This is a genomic window from Cupriavidus sp. 05T41, from assembly GCF_056396525.1.
Genome location: NZ_JBFTLQ010000020.1, coordinates 38,284 through 52,962, shown reverse-complemented (window position 1 = coordinate 52,962; position 14,679 = coordinate 38,284). Strand labels below are relative to the sequence as shown.

Annotated in this window: 12 protein-coding genes; all 12 read left to right on the top strand. The window is 65.5% G+C overall.

What is annotated here, in order from left to right:
- The first annotated feature begins 143 nt into the window (after positions 1 to 143).
- Positions 144 to 2,852, top strand: coding sequence for a DNA gyrase subunit A (gyrA, locus tag AC1DKV_RS14320; RefSeq protein WP_441612530.1), 2,709 nt, complete (start codon positions 144 to 146; stop codon positions 2,850 to 2,852).
- An 81-nt stretch (positions 2,853 to 2,933) separates the two neighbouring features.
- The gene (locus AC1DKV_RS14315) at positions 2,934 to 3,497 is read left to right on the top strand and encodes a DUF2059 domain-containing protein (protein ID WP_477137623.1); all 564 of its coding nucleotides are present in this window, start codon (positions 2,934 to 2,936) and stop codon (positions 3,495 to 3,497) included.
- A 109-nt stretch (positions 3,498 to 3,606) separates the two neighbouring features.
- Positions 3,607 to 4,767, top strand: a complete 1,161-nt coding sequence (serC, locus tag AC1DKV_RS14310) for a 3-phosphoserine/phosphohydroxythreonine transaminase (RefSeq protein ID WP_441612528.1) — start codon at positions 3,607 to 3,609, stop codon at positions 4,765 to 4,767.
- Between the two features lie 143 nt (positions 4,768 to 4,910).
- On the top strand, positions 4,911 to 6,050 hold the full coding sequence (pheA, locus tag AC1DKV_RS14305; RefSeq protein ID WP_441612527.1) for a prephenate dehydratase: 1,140 nt from the start codon (positions 4,911 to 4,913) through the stop codon (positions 6,048 to 6,050).
- Between the two features lie 45 nt (positions 6,051 to 6,095).
- Complete coding sequence (hisC, locus tag AC1DKV_RS14300) at positions 6,096 to 7,211, top strand: histidinol-phosphate transaminase (RefSeq protein WP_441612526.1); 1,116 nt, start codon at positions 6,096 to 6,098, stop codon at positions 7,209 to 7,211.
- Positions 7,212 to 7,335: 124 nt separating this feature from the next.
- A complete protein-coding gene (locus AC1DKV_RS14295) occupies positions 7,336 to 8,244 on the top strand; it encodes a prephenate dehydrogenase (RefSeq protein ID WP_441612524.1) in 909 nt (302 codons plus the stop codon).
- A gap of 94 nt (positions 8,245 to 8,338) precedes the next feature.
- Positions 8,339 to 9,643 carry a 3-phosphoshikimate 1-carboxyvinyltransferase gene (aroA, locus tag AC1DKV_RS14290; protein ID WP_441612523.1) on the top strand — a complete coding sequence of 435 codons (1,305 nt, stop codon included), beginning with the start codon at positions 8,339 to 8,341 and terminating at the stop codon, positions 9,641 to 9,643.
- 198 nt (positions 9,644 to 9,841) lie between these two features.
- On the top strand, positions 9,842 to 10,504 hold the full coding sequence (cmk, locus tag AC1DKV_RS14285; RefSeq protein ID WP_441612522.1) for a (d)CMP kinase: 663 nt from the start codon (positions 9,842 to 9,844) through the stop codon (positions 10,502 to 10,504).
- Positions 10,505 to 10,650: 146 nt separating this feature from the next.
- Positions 10,651 to 12,345, top strand: coding sequence for a 30S ribosomal protein S1 (gene rpsA / locus AC1DKV_RS14280; protein ID WP_006158411.1), 1,695 nt, complete (start codon positions 10,651 to 10,653; stop codon positions 12,343 to 12,345).
- A 30-nt stretch (positions 12,346 to 12,375) separates the two neighbouring features.
- Positions 12,376 to 12,858 carry an integration host factor subunit beta gene (locus tag AC1DKV_RS14275; protein ID WP_441612521.1) on the top strand — a complete coding sequence of 161 codons (483 nt, stop codon included), beginning with the start codon at positions 12,376 to 12,378 and terminating at the stop codon, positions 12,856 to 12,858.
- 218 nt (positions 12,859 to 13,076) lie between these two features.
- Positions 13,077 to 13,397, top strand: coding sequence for a lipopolysaccharide assembly protein LapA domain-containing protein (locus tag AC1DKV_RS14270; RefSeq protein WP_441612520.1), 321 nt, complete (start codon positions 13,077 to 13,079; stop codon positions 13,395 to 13,397).
- A 3-nt stretch (positions 13,398 to 13,400) separates the two neighbouring features.
- Positions 13,401 to 14,651 (top strand): lipopolysaccharide assembly protein LapB, encoded by a 1,251-nt coding sequence (lapB, locus tag AC1DKV_RS14265; RefSeq protein ID WP_441612519.1) that lies wholly within the window; start codon positions 13,401 to 13,403, stop codon positions 14,649 to 14,651.
- The last annotated feature ends 28 nt before the right edge of the window (positions 14,652 to 14,679 follow it).

The following is a 14,679-nucleotide window of genomic DNA, read 5'->3' as shown; positions in this document are numbered from 1 at the left end:
GGAACCGGGGGTTGCCGCAGCCGCGGGGGAGGGGTGCCGGGCATGTTAGAATGCCACGTTGCCCAGCTGTCAGACGCCGTCCCGGCGAATGGCGATTCACATGGGCGCCTTCTGTTTAAATTCGCCGCATAACCCACGCCGCAATGGATCAATTCGCCAAAGAAACCCTTCCGGTCTCCCTAGAAGAGGAAATGCGCCGCTCCTATCTCGATTACGCGATGAGCGTGATTGTCGGGCGCGCGCTTCCCGATGTGCGGGATGGCCTGAAACCGGTACACCGGCGTGTGCTCTATGCGATGCATGAGCTTAACAACGACTGGAACCGGCCGTACAAGAAATCGGCGCGTATCGTGGGGGACGTGATTGGTAAGTATCACCCCCACGGCGACACCGCTGTGTACGATACGATCGTCCGCATGGCGCAGAATTTTTCGCTGCGATACATGCTGGTCGATGGCCAGGGTAATTTCGGCTCGGTGGACGGTGATAACGCCGCCGCGATGCGTTATACCGAAATCCGCCTTTCCAAGATTGCCCACGAGATGCTGCTGGACATCGACAAGGAAACTGTCGATTTCGGGCCGAATTACGACGGCTCCGAAAATGAGCCGCTGATTCTGCCGGCGCGCATCCCCAATCTGCTGATTAATGGCTCGTCGGGTATCGCGGTGGGTATGGCCACCAATATTCCCCCGCACAATCTCAATGAGGTCGTCGACGGCTGTCTGCACCTGCTGCGTAATCCGCAGGCCACGGTGGACGAGCTGATCGAGCTGATCCCGGCGCCGGACTTCCCGACCGCCGGCATCATCTACGGCATCCAGGGCGTGCGCGAGGGCTACCGCACCGGCCGCGGCCGCGTGGTGATGCGCGCCAAGACGCACTTCGAGGATATCGACCGCGGCCAGCGCCAGGCGATCATCGTCGACGAGCTCCCCTACCAGGTCAACAAGCGCACGCTGCTCGAGCGCATCGCCGAGCTGGTGACCGACAAGAAGGTCGAGGGCATCTCGGATATCCGCGACGAATCCGACAAGTCCGGCATGCGCGTGGTGATCGAGCTCAAGCGCAACGAAGTGCCGGAGGTGGTGCTCAACAATCTCTACAAGCACACCCAGCTGCAGGACACCTTCGGCATGAACATGGTGGCGCTGGTCGACGGCCAGCCGCGCCTGCTGAACCTGCGCCAGATGCTGGAGTGCTTCCTGTCGCACCGGCGCGAAGTGGTGACCCGCCGCACCGTGTTCGAGCTGCGCAAGGCGCGCGAGCGCGGCCACGTGCTGGAAGGCCTGGCGGTTGCGCTGGCCAATATCGACGAGTTCATCGCCATCATCAAGGCTGCGCCCACCCCGCCCATCGCCAAGCAAGGGCTGATGAACAAGGCGTGGGATTCGAGCCTGGTGCGCGAGATGCTGGCGCGCGCCGAAGGCGATACGCCGGGCGGCCGTGCCTCTTATCGTCCGGATGGCCTGCCCGCCATCTTCGGCATGCAGGCCGACGGCCTGTACCGCCTGTCCGATTCGCAGGCCCAGGAAATCCTGCAGATGCGCCTGCAGCGCCTGACCGGCCTGGAGCAGGACAAGATCGTGCAGGAGTACCGCGACGTGATGGCGGTGATCTCCGACCTGCTCGACATCCTGTCGCGCCCCGAGCGGATCAGCACCATCATCGTCGAAGAGCTCACCGCCATCCGCACCGAGTTCGGCGACCTGCGCCGCTCGCACATCGAGCTCAACGCGACCGAGCTCGATACCGAGGACCTGATCACGCCGCAGGACATGGTGGTGACGCTGTCCCACAGCGGCTATATGAAGAGCCAGCCGATTTCCGAGTACCGCGCGCAGAAGCGTGGCGGGCGCGGCAAGCTGGCTACCACCACCAAGGAAGACGACTGGATCGACACGCTGTTCGTGGCGAACACGCACGACTACATCCTGTGCTTCTCGAACCGCGGCCGGCTCTACTGGCTCAAGGTGTACGAGGTGCCGCAGGGTTCGCGCAATGCGCGCGGCCGGCCGATCGTCAACATGTTCCCGCTGTCCGAAGGCGAGAAGATCAACGTCATCCTGCCGGTGCGCCAGTTCGACGCCGAGCACTTCATCTTCATGGGCACTGCCCGCGGCACCGTGAAGAAGACCGCGCTGACCGAGTTCTCCAACCCGCGCAAGGCCGGCATCATTGCTGTCGACCTGGACGAGGGCGACTACCTCATCGGCGCGGCCGTGACCGACGGCCAGCATGACGTGATGCTGTTCTCCGACGCTGGCAAGGCCGTGCGCTTCGACGAGAACGATGTGCGTCCGATGGGTCGCCAGGCACGCGGCGTGCGCGGCATGAACCTGGAAGACAGCCAGAGCGTGATTGCCATGCTGGTGGCGCCGGCCGAAACCAGCGACCAGGCCGGCACCGTCGGCAGCGTGCTGACCGCCACCGAGAACGGCTACGGCAAGCGTACGCCGATTGCCGAATACACTCGACACGGCCGCGGCACCAAAGGCATGATTGCGATCCAGACCAGCGAGCGCAATGGCCGTGTGGTGGCTGCCGCACTGGTGTCGCCGGACGACGAGATCATGCTGATCACGACCGGCGGCGTGCTGATCCGCACACGCGTGTCCGAGATCCGTGAAATGGGTCGCGCGACGCAAGGCGTCACGCTGATCAATGTGGACGAAGGCACCAAGCTGTCGGGTCTGCAGCGGATTGTCGAGAGCGATGCCGACAACGGCGTCGCGGGTGACGATCTCGACGCGGCCGAGGCGAGTGGTGCTGACGGCGCGGCGCCGGGCGAGCAGGCCGGTGCGCCGGACGGCACCCAGGCAGGCACGCCTGACACGGGATCGAATTCGTAAGTTGTTGCAACATTGAACCGCTGGCCGGAACTCGTTTGCCGGCCGTCGGACTAAAACGGACATATTTACCAGGGAGTCACAATGCTCAAGACCTATCGACGTATCGCTGTTCTGGCTGCCTTCGTGCCGGCCATGATGCTGGCCAACGCGGCGCAAGCCCAGGACGCCGACAAGACCGCTGCCATCAAGGAGCTCCTGACCGTCATGCAGGCCGACCAGGCCGTCAAGGGTCAGGCTGACAACTGGCAGCAGGGCGCCAAGCAGGAAGCGCCCATGGTCCTGGAGCAGGTACTTGTCGAGAACAAGACCCTCAACGACAAGCAGAAGCAGGCTGCGGTCGACAAGCTGAAGAAGAACGGCGCGGTGCAGCGCATGGTGGATGGCGCCGGCCAGGCGTTCTCGACCGACGGCTTCAAGAGCGACGCCATGAAGGCGCACTACGACGCCTTCGGCAAGTACTACAGCGCGCAGGAAATCCGTGACCTGACCACCTTCCTGAAATCGGCTACCGGACAGAAGTTCATGGCCAACCAGGGCAAGGCCACCCAGGAAATCTGGGGCTCGATGATGCAGAAGTACGGCCCGCAGGTCGGCAAGTCGATGCGCGACGCCGCCGAGAAGGAAATCGCCGCTGCTGCGAAGTAAGCCCGGGCAACCGGCCGCGGGAGCGGGGCGCTGTCCTCGTCTGCCCATTGCGGCGCGGGTTTGAGGGATAATGGCTGCTTGGTTAACACCGGCAGCCATTTTTCATTCCATGAACGAACCCCAGAATCCCGCACTTGCCGCCATGATGCAGCGCGCCGTGGCCGAGCGTGTCTATAACTTCTCGCCCGGTCCGGCAGCGCTGCCGACCGAAGTGCTGATGCAGGCGGCCGAAGAAATGCTGTCATGGCACGGCACCGGGGTTTCGGTGATGGAAATGAGCCATCGCAGCCGCGAGTTCGAAGGCATCCAGGCCGAGGCCCTGGCCAACCTGCGCGAACTGCTGCATGTGCCGAAGAACTTCCGCATCCTGTTCCTGCAGGGCGGTGCCATCGGCGAGAACGGCATCGTGCCGTTGAACCTGATGCGCCGCGTGGACGCCGAGCGTCCGAAGGCGGATTTCGTCGTGACCGGCAGCTGGTCGGTGAAGTCCGAGAAGGAAGCGCGCCGCTATGGCGAGGTCAATATCGCCGCCAGCAGTGCCGCGCAGAAGTTCGCGCGCATTCCCGACGTGTCCCAGTGGAAGCTGTCCGACGACGCGGCCTACGTGCATCTCTGCACCAACGAGACCATCGACGGCGTCGAGTTCCAGGACGTGCCCGATATCGGCCAGAGCCGCGATGGCGGACCGGTGCTGGTGGCCGATGTCTCCAGCCATATCCTCTCGCGCCCGGTGGACTGGTCGCGCGTCCAGGTTGCCTACGGCGGCGCGCAGAAGAACATCGGCCCGGCCGGGGTGACCATCGTGATCGTGCGTGAAGACCTGCTGGGCCACGCGCATCCGCTGTGCCCCTCCGCCTTCAACTGGCGCGTGGTGGCCGAGCATGACTCGATGTACAACACGCCGCCGACCTACGCCATCTATATCGCCGGCCTGGTCTTCAAGTGGCTCAAGGCCCAGGGCGGCGTGGGCGCGATCGAGCAGCGCAATATCGCCAAGTCGGGCGCGCTGTACCAGTTCCTGGACCAGAGCGCGTTCTATCGCAACGAGATCGATCCGGGCAGCCGCTCGCGCATGAACGTGCCGTTCTTCCTGGCCGACGAGTCGCGCAACGATGCGTTTCTGGCCGGTGCGCGCGCCAACGGGCTGGTCCAGCTCAAGGGCCACAAGTCGGTCGGAGGCATGCGTGCCAGCCTGTACAACGCCATGCCGCTCGAAGGTGTGCTGGCGCTGATCGAGTACATGCGCGAGTTCGAGCGCAGCGCGGCTTGATTTTCATGCGGTGACCTTGCCCGGCGGCAGTGGCGCGGCGCCGCCACACTGCCGGGCACCATCGCGCAGGGCTGCGCGCAGACCGCGCAAGCCGGCCATTTTCAGAGCCATTTCGCAATGAGGTGGCGAAGCGGATCCATACAATGACAAATCAAGACAAGCACATCGCGCAGGAGGCGGCGCCGCAGGACAATGCCGCTGCCGACAAGGCGCTCGGCGTCGAGCTGGCGCCGCTGCGCGAGCAGATCGACACGCTCGACCGCGAACTGCTCGCGATGCTGAACCGCCGTGCGCAACTGGCTCTCGACGTGGGCGAGGTCAAGAAAAAGTACGGCGCGCCGGTGTTCCGTCCCGAGCGCGAATTGCAGGTGATTCGCAAGGTGCAGGGCGCCAACCCCGGCCCGCTGCTCGACGAAAGCGTGGCATCGATCTGGCGCGAGGTGATGTCTGCCTGCCGCGGACTCGAGAAGCCGCTCGAGGTGGCCTTCCTGGGGCCGGCCGGCACGTTCTCCGAGCAGGCGCTGTACTCGCATTTCGGCCATGAGGTGAGCGGCGTGCCGTGCCCGAGCATCGACGAGGTGTTCCGCGCGGTGGAAGCCGGCACCGTGGAGTATGGCGTGGTGCCGGTGGAGAACTCCACCGAGGGCGCGGTGTCGCGCACGCTGGACCTGTTCCTGCAGACCTCGCTGAAGATCAGCGGCGAGATTGCGCTCAAGGTCCATCACAACCTGATGGCGTCGTCGCCGGACATGAAGGGCGTGACCGTGGTGCGGGCCCATGCGCAGGCGCTGGCGCAATGCCAGCACTGGCTCACGGCGAACTACCCGCACCTGGAGCGCCAGGCGGTGTCGAGCAACGCGGAAGCCGCGCGCATGGCAAGCGAGGACCCGACGGTGGCGGCGATTGCCGGCGAATCGGCGGCCAACCGCTACCACCTGCACCTGGTGCGCACGCATATCCAGGACGACCCGCACAACCGCACGCGCTTCGCGGTGATCGGGCGCTACGAGACCGAGCCCTCGGGCAGCGACCAGACCTCGATGATCCTGTCGGTGCCGAACAAGGCCGGCGCGGTGTACCAGTTGCTCGCGCCGCTGGCCGACAACGGTGTGTCGATGTGCCGCTTCGAGTCGCGTCCGGCGCGCAGCGGCGCGTGGGAATACTACTTCTACGTGGACGTGGAAGGTCACCAGCATGACGCCGCGGTGATGCGGGCGCTGGAGGAACTGCGCCGCAATGCGGCTTACTTCAAGGTGCTGGGCTCGTACCCGTCCAGCAGGTAGGGCATCACGTCAGAGCAACAAGAAAGCGAACAGCGAGGAGTCGATATGGCAGAGCAGGGCAAGCAATTCGGTCCGGATTACGTGCGTGCGATTTCCCCGTACGTGGCGGGCAAGCCCATTTCCGAGGTGGCGCGCGAGTTTGGCCTGGACGAGGCCGCCATCGTCAAGCTGGCGTCGAACGAGAACCCGCTTGGCATGCCCGATTCGGCGCGCGCCGCCATCGCTGCCGCGGTGGGCGAGCTGGGCCGCTACCCCGACGCCAACGGGTTCGAGCTGAAGGCCGCATTGTCGGCCCGCTTCGACGTAGACACGGAATGGCTCACGCTGGGCAACGGCAGCAACGACATCCTGGAAATCGCCGCGCACGCGCTGGTCAAGCCGGGCGAGTCGATCGTCTATGCCGAGCACTCCTTCGCCGTGTACGCGCTCGCCACACAGGAAGTCGGCGCGCGCGCCATCGAGGTCAAGGCGCGCGACTTCGGCCACGACCTGGACGCGATGGCTGCCGCCATCGCGCCGGATACGCGCCTGGTCTTCATCGCCAACCCCAACAACCCGACCGGCACCTTCCTGCCGGCCGCCGCCCTCGAAGCGTTCCTGGCCAAGGTGCCTGCCGACGTGGTCGTGGTGCTGGACGAGGCCTACAACGAGTACCTGGACGATGCGCAGCAGTACGACTCGGTCGCGTGGGTGCGCCGGTATCCGAACCTGCTGGTGTCGCGCACGTTCTCCAAGGCCTACGGCCTGGCCGGCCTGCGTGTCGGCTACGCGGTGGCCCAGCCGGCGCTGACCGACCTGCTCAACCGCGTCCGCCAGCCGTTCAACGTGAACAGCCTCGCACAGGTGGCGGCGATCGCGGCGCTGGGCGATGCGGCCTTCCTCAAGCGCAGCGCCGAGCTGAACCGCGCCGGCAAGGCGCAACTGGTGGCCGCGTTCGACCGGCTCGGCCTGCAATACGTGCCGTCCTCGGGCAACTTCGTGCTGGTGCGCGTGGGCGAGGACGACGGTGCCGGCGCGCGCGTCAACCTGGCGCTGCTCAGGCAGGGCGTGATCGTGCGCCCGGTGGGCAACTACAACCTGCCGAAGTGGCTGCGCGTGACCATCGGCCTGCCCGAAGAGAACGCCGCCTTCATCGCGGCGCTGGAAAAAGCGCTCAGGTAAAGGCACCCGGGCCGGCGCCGTCCCCGCGTCGCGGCCCGCCACCCGCGCATTTGGCGGCGCCGATGCCGGGCGGAGCGGATACAATGCCGGATTCCCGAACTTTCGTGCCTGGCAGCGTATTCCCGTGACCGATCCTGCGTCCGCCCCCTATTTTTCTCGTGTCGTCATTGTCGGCGTCGGCCTGATCGGCGGCTCGCTCGCGCTTGCGCTCAAGCGGGCCGGCGCGGTCGGCACGGTGGTCGGCGTGGGCCGCTCGCAGGCTGCGCTCGAGCGCGCCCTCAAGCTTGGCGTGATCGACGAGGCGGCGACGCTGGAAGAAGCCGCCAAAGGCGCCAGCGTGATCGTGCTGTGCGCGCCGGTGGCGCAGACCTTTGCGCTGCTGCACGCACTCGAGCCGCACCTGGAGCCCGCCACCATCGTGACCGACGCGGGCAGCACCAAGTCCGATGTGATCGTGGCCGCCAAGACCGCGCTGGGCGACAAGGCAGCGCAATTCGTGCCGGCGCATCCGATCGCCGGCCGCGAGCTGCACGGAGTCGAGGCCGCGCTGGCCGATCTCTACGACGGCAAGCGGGTCGTGTTGTGCCCGCTGCAGGAAAACTCCCGCCTCGATGTGGCCGCCGTGCGCGCCATGTGGGAGACCGCGGGCGCGCTCTGCCATGTGATGTCTGCGGTGCAGCACGACGCCGTGTTCGCCTCGGTCAGCCATCTGCCGCATTTGCTGTCGTACGCGCTGGTCGCCCAGGTGGCCAATGCCGAAGACGCGGCGCTCAAGCTCGATTTCGCCGGTGGCGGTTTCCGTGACTTCACGCGCATTGCGGCGTCCTCCCCGGAAATGTGGCGAGACATCTGCGTGGGCAACCGCGAGGCGATGCTCAGCGAGCTGACTACCTACCAGGCCATGCTCGCGCACCTGAAGACCCTGATCGAGAAAAGCGACGGCGCGGGCCTTGAACGCGTCTTCCAGCGTGCCAGCCAGGCCCGCCTTCAGTGGGGCGCGCAGCGTGCGCCTGCAGTCAACGTCGAACCCTGACCGCCACGTCCTTCGCGTCCTTCGCGTCATTCGCGTCATTCACACCACGGCGGCCCGCCATCGGCACGGCCGTCGCCCAACCCGCTTGCAGACCATGGAACACCTCACGCTCGGTCCCCTCACTCGCGCCTCTGGCACGGTTCGCCTGCCGGGCTCCAAGAGCATCTCCAACCGCGTGCTGCTGCTGGCGGCGCTCGCCGAGGGCGAGACCCGCGTATGCGACCTGCTCGATTCCGACGACACCCGCGTGATGCTGCAGGCGCTGCGCACGCTCGGCGTGGAATGGCGCCAGGAAGACGGCGTGTGCGTGGTGCGCGGCGTGGGCGGCAAATTCCCCGGCAAGGCGGCGGACCTGTTCATGGGCAATGCGGGCACCGCCATCCGCCCGCTGACCGCGGCGCTGGCCCTGCAGGGCGGCAGCTACAAGCTGTCCGGCGTGCCACGCATGCACGAGCGGCCGATCGGCGATCTCGTCGACGGCCTGCGCCAGATCGGCGCCAAGGTCGACTACCTGGGGACCGAGGGCTATCCGCCGCTGCAGATCTCGCCCGCCCAGATCCGCATCGATGCGCCCATCCGCGTGCGCGGCGATGTCTCCAGCCAGTTCCTGACGGCCCTGCTGATGACGTTGCCGCTGGCCGACGCGGCCGCCGGCACCATCGAGATCGAGATCGTGGGCGAGTTGATCTCCAAGCCCTATGTCGAGATCACGCTCAGCCTGCTGGCGCGCTTCGGCATCGACGTCAGGCGCGAAGGCTGGTCGCGCTTTATCGTTCCGGCGCGTGCCGCCTATCGCTCGCCGGGCGAGATCTTCGTCGAGGGCGATGCGTCGTCGGCGTCGTATTTCCTGGCCGCCGGTGCCATCGGCGGCGGCCCCTTGCGCGTGGAAGGCGTGGGCATGTCGAGCATCCAGGGGGATGTGAAGTTTGCCGAGGCGCTCAATCGCATGGGCGCCAATGTCATGGCCGGCGCCAACTGGATCGAGGTGCGCGGCACCGAGCGTGACGATGGCCGCCTGCGCGGCATCGAACTCGACTGCAATCACATTCCCGACGCCGCCATGACGCTGGCGGTGGCTGCGCTGTTTGCCGACGGCCCGACCACGCTGACCAATATCGCCAGCTGGCGGGTCAAGGAAACCGACCGCATCAGCGCCATGGCCATCGAGTTGCGCAAGCTCGGCGCGGAGGTGGAGGAGGGCGCGGACTACCTGAAAGTGACGCCACCGACCCAGTGGCTGACGCCGGCGGCCGGTATCGACACTTATGACGACCACCGCGTGGCGATGTGCTTTTCGCTGGCCGCGTTCGGGCCGCTGCCGGTACGCATCAACGAGCCGGGTTGCGTGGCCAAGACCTTCCCGGACTACTTCGACGTGTTCGCCACGGTGGCGCGCTGATCACCCGGCGCGGGCCGGGAGGCCCGCATACGCGCATGCGCGCCTGCCCCAGTAGCGGCCGGGCGCGGAATGCGCCACAGTATGGAATTGCGGTGTGAACGATGCCGCCTGCGCGCGGACGAAGGACAAGGAGGACTTGTCGTGGCGAATTCCCGTTCTGATTTAAGTATTCAATTTTTTGTTCTGTTTCAATAAGCAATGACTATTGTCGACGTCATCACAATCGACGGGCCCACTGCCTCTGGCAAGGGCACCGTAGCGCACAAGGTGGCCGATGCGCTCAGCTTCCACTTGCTGGACAGCGGGGCCTTGTATCGCCTTGTGGCGCTCGCCAGCGAGCGTGCAGGCATCGATATACAGGACATCGAGGCGCTTGCAAGGCTGGCTGCCCACCTCGATGTCAAGTTCGGCCCGGACCGGGTCTGGCTCAGTGGCGAGGAGGTCAGCCTGGCCCTGCGCGCCGAGGCGACCGGCAACCGCGCCTCGGCCATCGCCGTGCATCAGCCGGTGCGCGATGCGCTTACGGCGCTGCAGCGGGGCTTTCGCAAGCTGCCCGGGCTTGTCGCCGACGGGCGCGACATGGGCACCGTGATTTTCCCGGACGCCCGCCTGAAGGTATTCCTGACCGCAAGTGTCGAGGCGCGCGCTCGCCGGCGCTATAAACAATTGATTGATAAGGGAATTTCTGCTAATATCGAAGACCTTTTGCGTGACCTCGAGTCGCGCGACCTGCGGGATCGCACCCGCACGGCCGCGCCGCTGCGTCCCGCAACGGATGCAAAACTGCTCGATACCTCCGACATGACGGTGGATCAGGCGGTGGCGCAAGTGCTGCAGTGGTTTGCGGTGCAGGGTTCCTGACCCGCGCCCTGACCACTTCGCACTGAAGTGCCGGCAGCGCCCGCCCGAGCGGACCTGCCGGTGTTGTCCAACCTGACCCCGCTGCCCTGGCAGACTGTGCGCGATCCTCGCGCCGGCCCGAGTACTGCGGATTGATACTCAAGTTTATGTCCGACCTGCAAACTAACGAATCCTTTGCCGCACTGTTCGAGGAATCCGTCGCCCGCTCCAATATGAAGGCTGGCGAAGTGATTTCCGCTGAAGTCGTGCGCATCGACCACAACTTCGTGGTCGTCAACGCCGGCCTCAAATCGGAAGCCTTTGTGCCGGTGGAGGAGTTCCTGAACGACCAGGGCGAACTCGAAGTGCAGGCCGGCGACTACGTCTCCGTGGCCATCGACGCGCTCGAGAACGGCTATGGCGACACCATCCTCTCCCGCGACAAGGCCAAGCGCCTGGCATCGTGGCTGAACCTCGAGAAGGCGCTGGAAGACGGCGAGATCATCTCGGGCACGGTCACGGGCAAGGTCAAGGGCGGCCTGACCGTCATGGTCAACGGCATCCGCGCGTTCCTGCCGGGCTCGCTGGTCGACGTGCGTCCGATCAAGGACACCACGCCGTACGAAGGCAAGACCCTGGAATTCAAGGTCATCAAGCTGGATCGCAAGCGCAACAACGTGGTGCTGTCGCGCCGCGCTGTCGTGGAAGCGACCCTGGGCGAAGAGCGCCAGAAGCTGATGGAAACCCTGAAGGAAGGCGCCATCGTCAACGGTATCGTCAAGAACATCACGGACTACGGCGCGTTCGTGGACCTGGGTGGCATCGACGGCCTGCTGCACATCACCGACCTGGCATGGCGTCGTGTGCGTCACCCCAGCGAAGTGCTGTCGGTTGGCCAGGAAATCACCGCCAAGATCCTCAAGTTCGACCAAGAGAAGAACCGCGTCTCGCTGGGCGTGAAGCAGCTGGGCGAAGATCCGTGGGTCGGCATCTCGCGTCGTTACCCGCAAAGCACCCGCCTGTTCGGCAAGGTGACCAACCTGACCGACTACGGCGCGTTCGTCGAGATCGAAGCCGGCATCGAAGGCCTGGTGCACGTGTCGGAAATGGACTGGACCAACAAGAACGTTGCTCCGTCCAAGGTTGTCCAGCTGGGCGACGAAGTCGAAGTCATGGTTCTGGATATCGACGAAGACAAGCGTCGTATCAGCCTGGGCATGAAGCAGTGCAAGGCCAATCCGTGGGACGATTTCAGCCGTAACCACAAGAAGGGCGACAAGCTGGGCGGCCAGATCAAGTCGATCACCGACTTCGGCGTGTTCATCGGCCTGCCCGGTGGCATCGACGGCCTGGTGCACCTGTCCGACCTGTCCTGGCAAGAAACCGGCGAAGAAGCCGTGCGCAAGTACAAGAAGGGCGACGAAGTGGAAGCCGTGGTTCTGGGCATCGACGTCGACAAGGAACGCATCTCGCTGGGTATCAAGCAGCTGTCGGGCGATCCGTTCAACAACTTCATCTCGGCCAACGACAAGGGTTCCCTGGTCAACGGCACGATCAAGACGGTTGATGCCAAGGGCGCCGTGGTGCAGTTGGCTGATGACGTCGAAGGCTACCTGCGCGCATCCGAGATCTCGGCTGACCGCGTGGAAGACGCCCGCAACGTGCTGAAGGAAGGCGAGCAGATCACCGCTCTGGTTGTGAACGTCGACCGCAAGTCGCGCAACATCAACCTGTCGATCAAGGCCAAGGACAACGTCGAGCAGCAAGAAGCGATGCAAAAGTTCGCGGCTGACACCGGCACGGCTGGCACGACCAACCTGGGCGCGCTGCTGAAGGCCAAGCTCGGCCAGGACAACCAGTAAGCATTGGTTCACTCCTGCCAGCGGATGCCCATGACCAAGTCCGAGCTTGTCGAAAAACTGGCTGCCCGGTTCCCGCAGTTGTTGCTGCGGGATGCGGACATCTCGGTGAAGACGATCCTCGATGCGATGTCCGAAGCGTTGGCCGACGGCCACCGAATCGAGATTCGCGGATTCGGCAGTTTTGGTCTGAACCGGCGTCCGCCGCGCGTGGGGCGCAACCCCAAGTCCGGCGAACGTGTGCTGGTGCCCGAGAAACGGGTGCCGCACTTCAAGGCGGGCAAGGAGTTGCGCGAGCGGGTCGACCGCAGCCCGGTGCCACAGGCCGGTAACGGTGGTGCCGGTGCCATTGCCAACGGGAGTCACGTCGGCAACGGCAATGGCATCGCCAACGGCAACGGCCACGGCGCCGCGCCTGGGGCGGCACATGCGGCAACGCATGTCCAGTCCAAGCCGGCGACGGTTGCCGGCGGTGCGCTGCACGAGGATGCCGGGCTGAAGCTGGCCCGGTCCTGATTTGCTGCGATTCGCTCGCAACATGCCTGGATAGTCGAGAAAGCGCCCCTTATCGGGGCGCTTTTTCATTGTGTGGGCATACAAGACGTTACCGTTGGCACGAGGCGATTCCGCTACAATGCCGGAAATCCACCGGGGACTGCCCTGATAGCCGCATTGCCTGGGCCCGAGTTCCTACCTGTCGCATGAAGTCCGCATGATGTCCGCATGAAGCCCGCATGAAACTTGTCGCCTGGATCATCCGCATCGTCCTGTTCGCGCTGCTGTTCGTGCTGGCGCTGCGCAACACCGCCGACGCCTCGCTGCGGCTGTTTTTCGACGCAGTCTGGCGCGCGCCGCTGATCCTGATCCTGCTTGCCGCATTCGGCCTCGGTATCGTCGCCGCGCTCGCCGCCATTGCGCCCGCGCTGATGCGCCAGCGCATGGAAGTGGGCCGGCTGCGGCGTGCGCTCGGCGAGGCGCGCAGCCAGCCGGCCGCAAGCGATCCGCAGGCGGCCGCATCCGGCGTTCCCTACAACGTAGTCGGCCCGAAAGTCTGAGCCATGATTTTTGAAACCTGGTGGCTGCTTGCGCTGCCGCTGATCTTTGGCCTCGGCTGGATGGCCGCGCGCTTCGATGCGCGCCAGCTCCTGAGCGAGCAGGGCGCGCTTCCCCGTTCCTATTTCAAAGGGCTGAATTTCCTGCTCAACGAGCAGCCCGACCAGGCCATCGATGCCTTTATCGAAGTGGTGCGCCTGGACCCCGAGACCACCGAGCTTCACTTCGCCCTCGGTGCGCTGTTCCGCCGGCGCGGCGAAACCGAGCGCGCCATTCGCGTGCACCAGAACCTGGCCAGCCGCCAGGACCTGCCCGATGCAGAGCGCGAGCACGCCCTCTACGAACTCGGGCAGGACTATCTGCGCGCCGGGTTGCTGGACCGTGCCGAAGAGTCGCTGCGGCGGCTGATGTCGGGCCCCTACGCGGCGCCGGCCAAGCATGTGCTGCTCGAACTCTACGAAGTCGAGAAGGAATGGAAGAAGGCCATCGAGGCCGCGCGCGAACTCCAGCCGCTCGAGCAGAAGGACTACAAGGTGCAGATCGCGCAGTTCTGTTGCGAACTGGCGCAGGACGCGCTGCAGCGCAAGCAGCCAGAGGATGCGACCGGCTGGTTGCGGCAGGCCATCGAGGAAAACCCCGCCAATGTGCGCGCGCCGATGCTGCTCGGCGACGTGGCGATGGCGGCAGGCGATGTCACCGGCGCGCTGGGCCACTGGCTGGGCATCGAGAAGCAGGATGCGTCCTACCTGCCGTTGGTGGCGGATCGCGTGATCAAGGCCTATCGCCAGCTCGGTGATGAAGGCCGGGCCCTGGAGTGGCTGCGCGGCCTGCTCAAGACCAACCTGGCCCCGGAATTGCTCGACAGCGCCTATCGGACGGAGCTCGAGCTGCATGGTGCGGAAGCGGCCGCGACGCTGATGCGCGAGCAACTGCGCCGGCAGCCTTCGCTGCTGGCCCTGACCAAGTATTTCGAGGCCCAGGCCGCCGAGGTCGCGCAGGCGCAGGGTGCGCCCGCCGAAGTGGCCGCGGCCGGATCCGGCGCCGCCGCCGCGGTGGCGCAGCCCGACGCAGGCCAGGATCTCGCCCATGCGCAGGAGGTATCGGCGATCCGCGACCTGCTGCAGCATCGTACGCGCAACCTGGCGCGCTATACCTGCCGCGAGTGTGGCTTCCGCGCGCGATTGTTCTATTGGCAGTGCCCCGGCTGCAATCGCTGGGAAACCTATGCACCGCGCCGTTCCGAGGCGCTGGGCTGACGCCGTCGTAGCGCGCGCCAATCCCTAT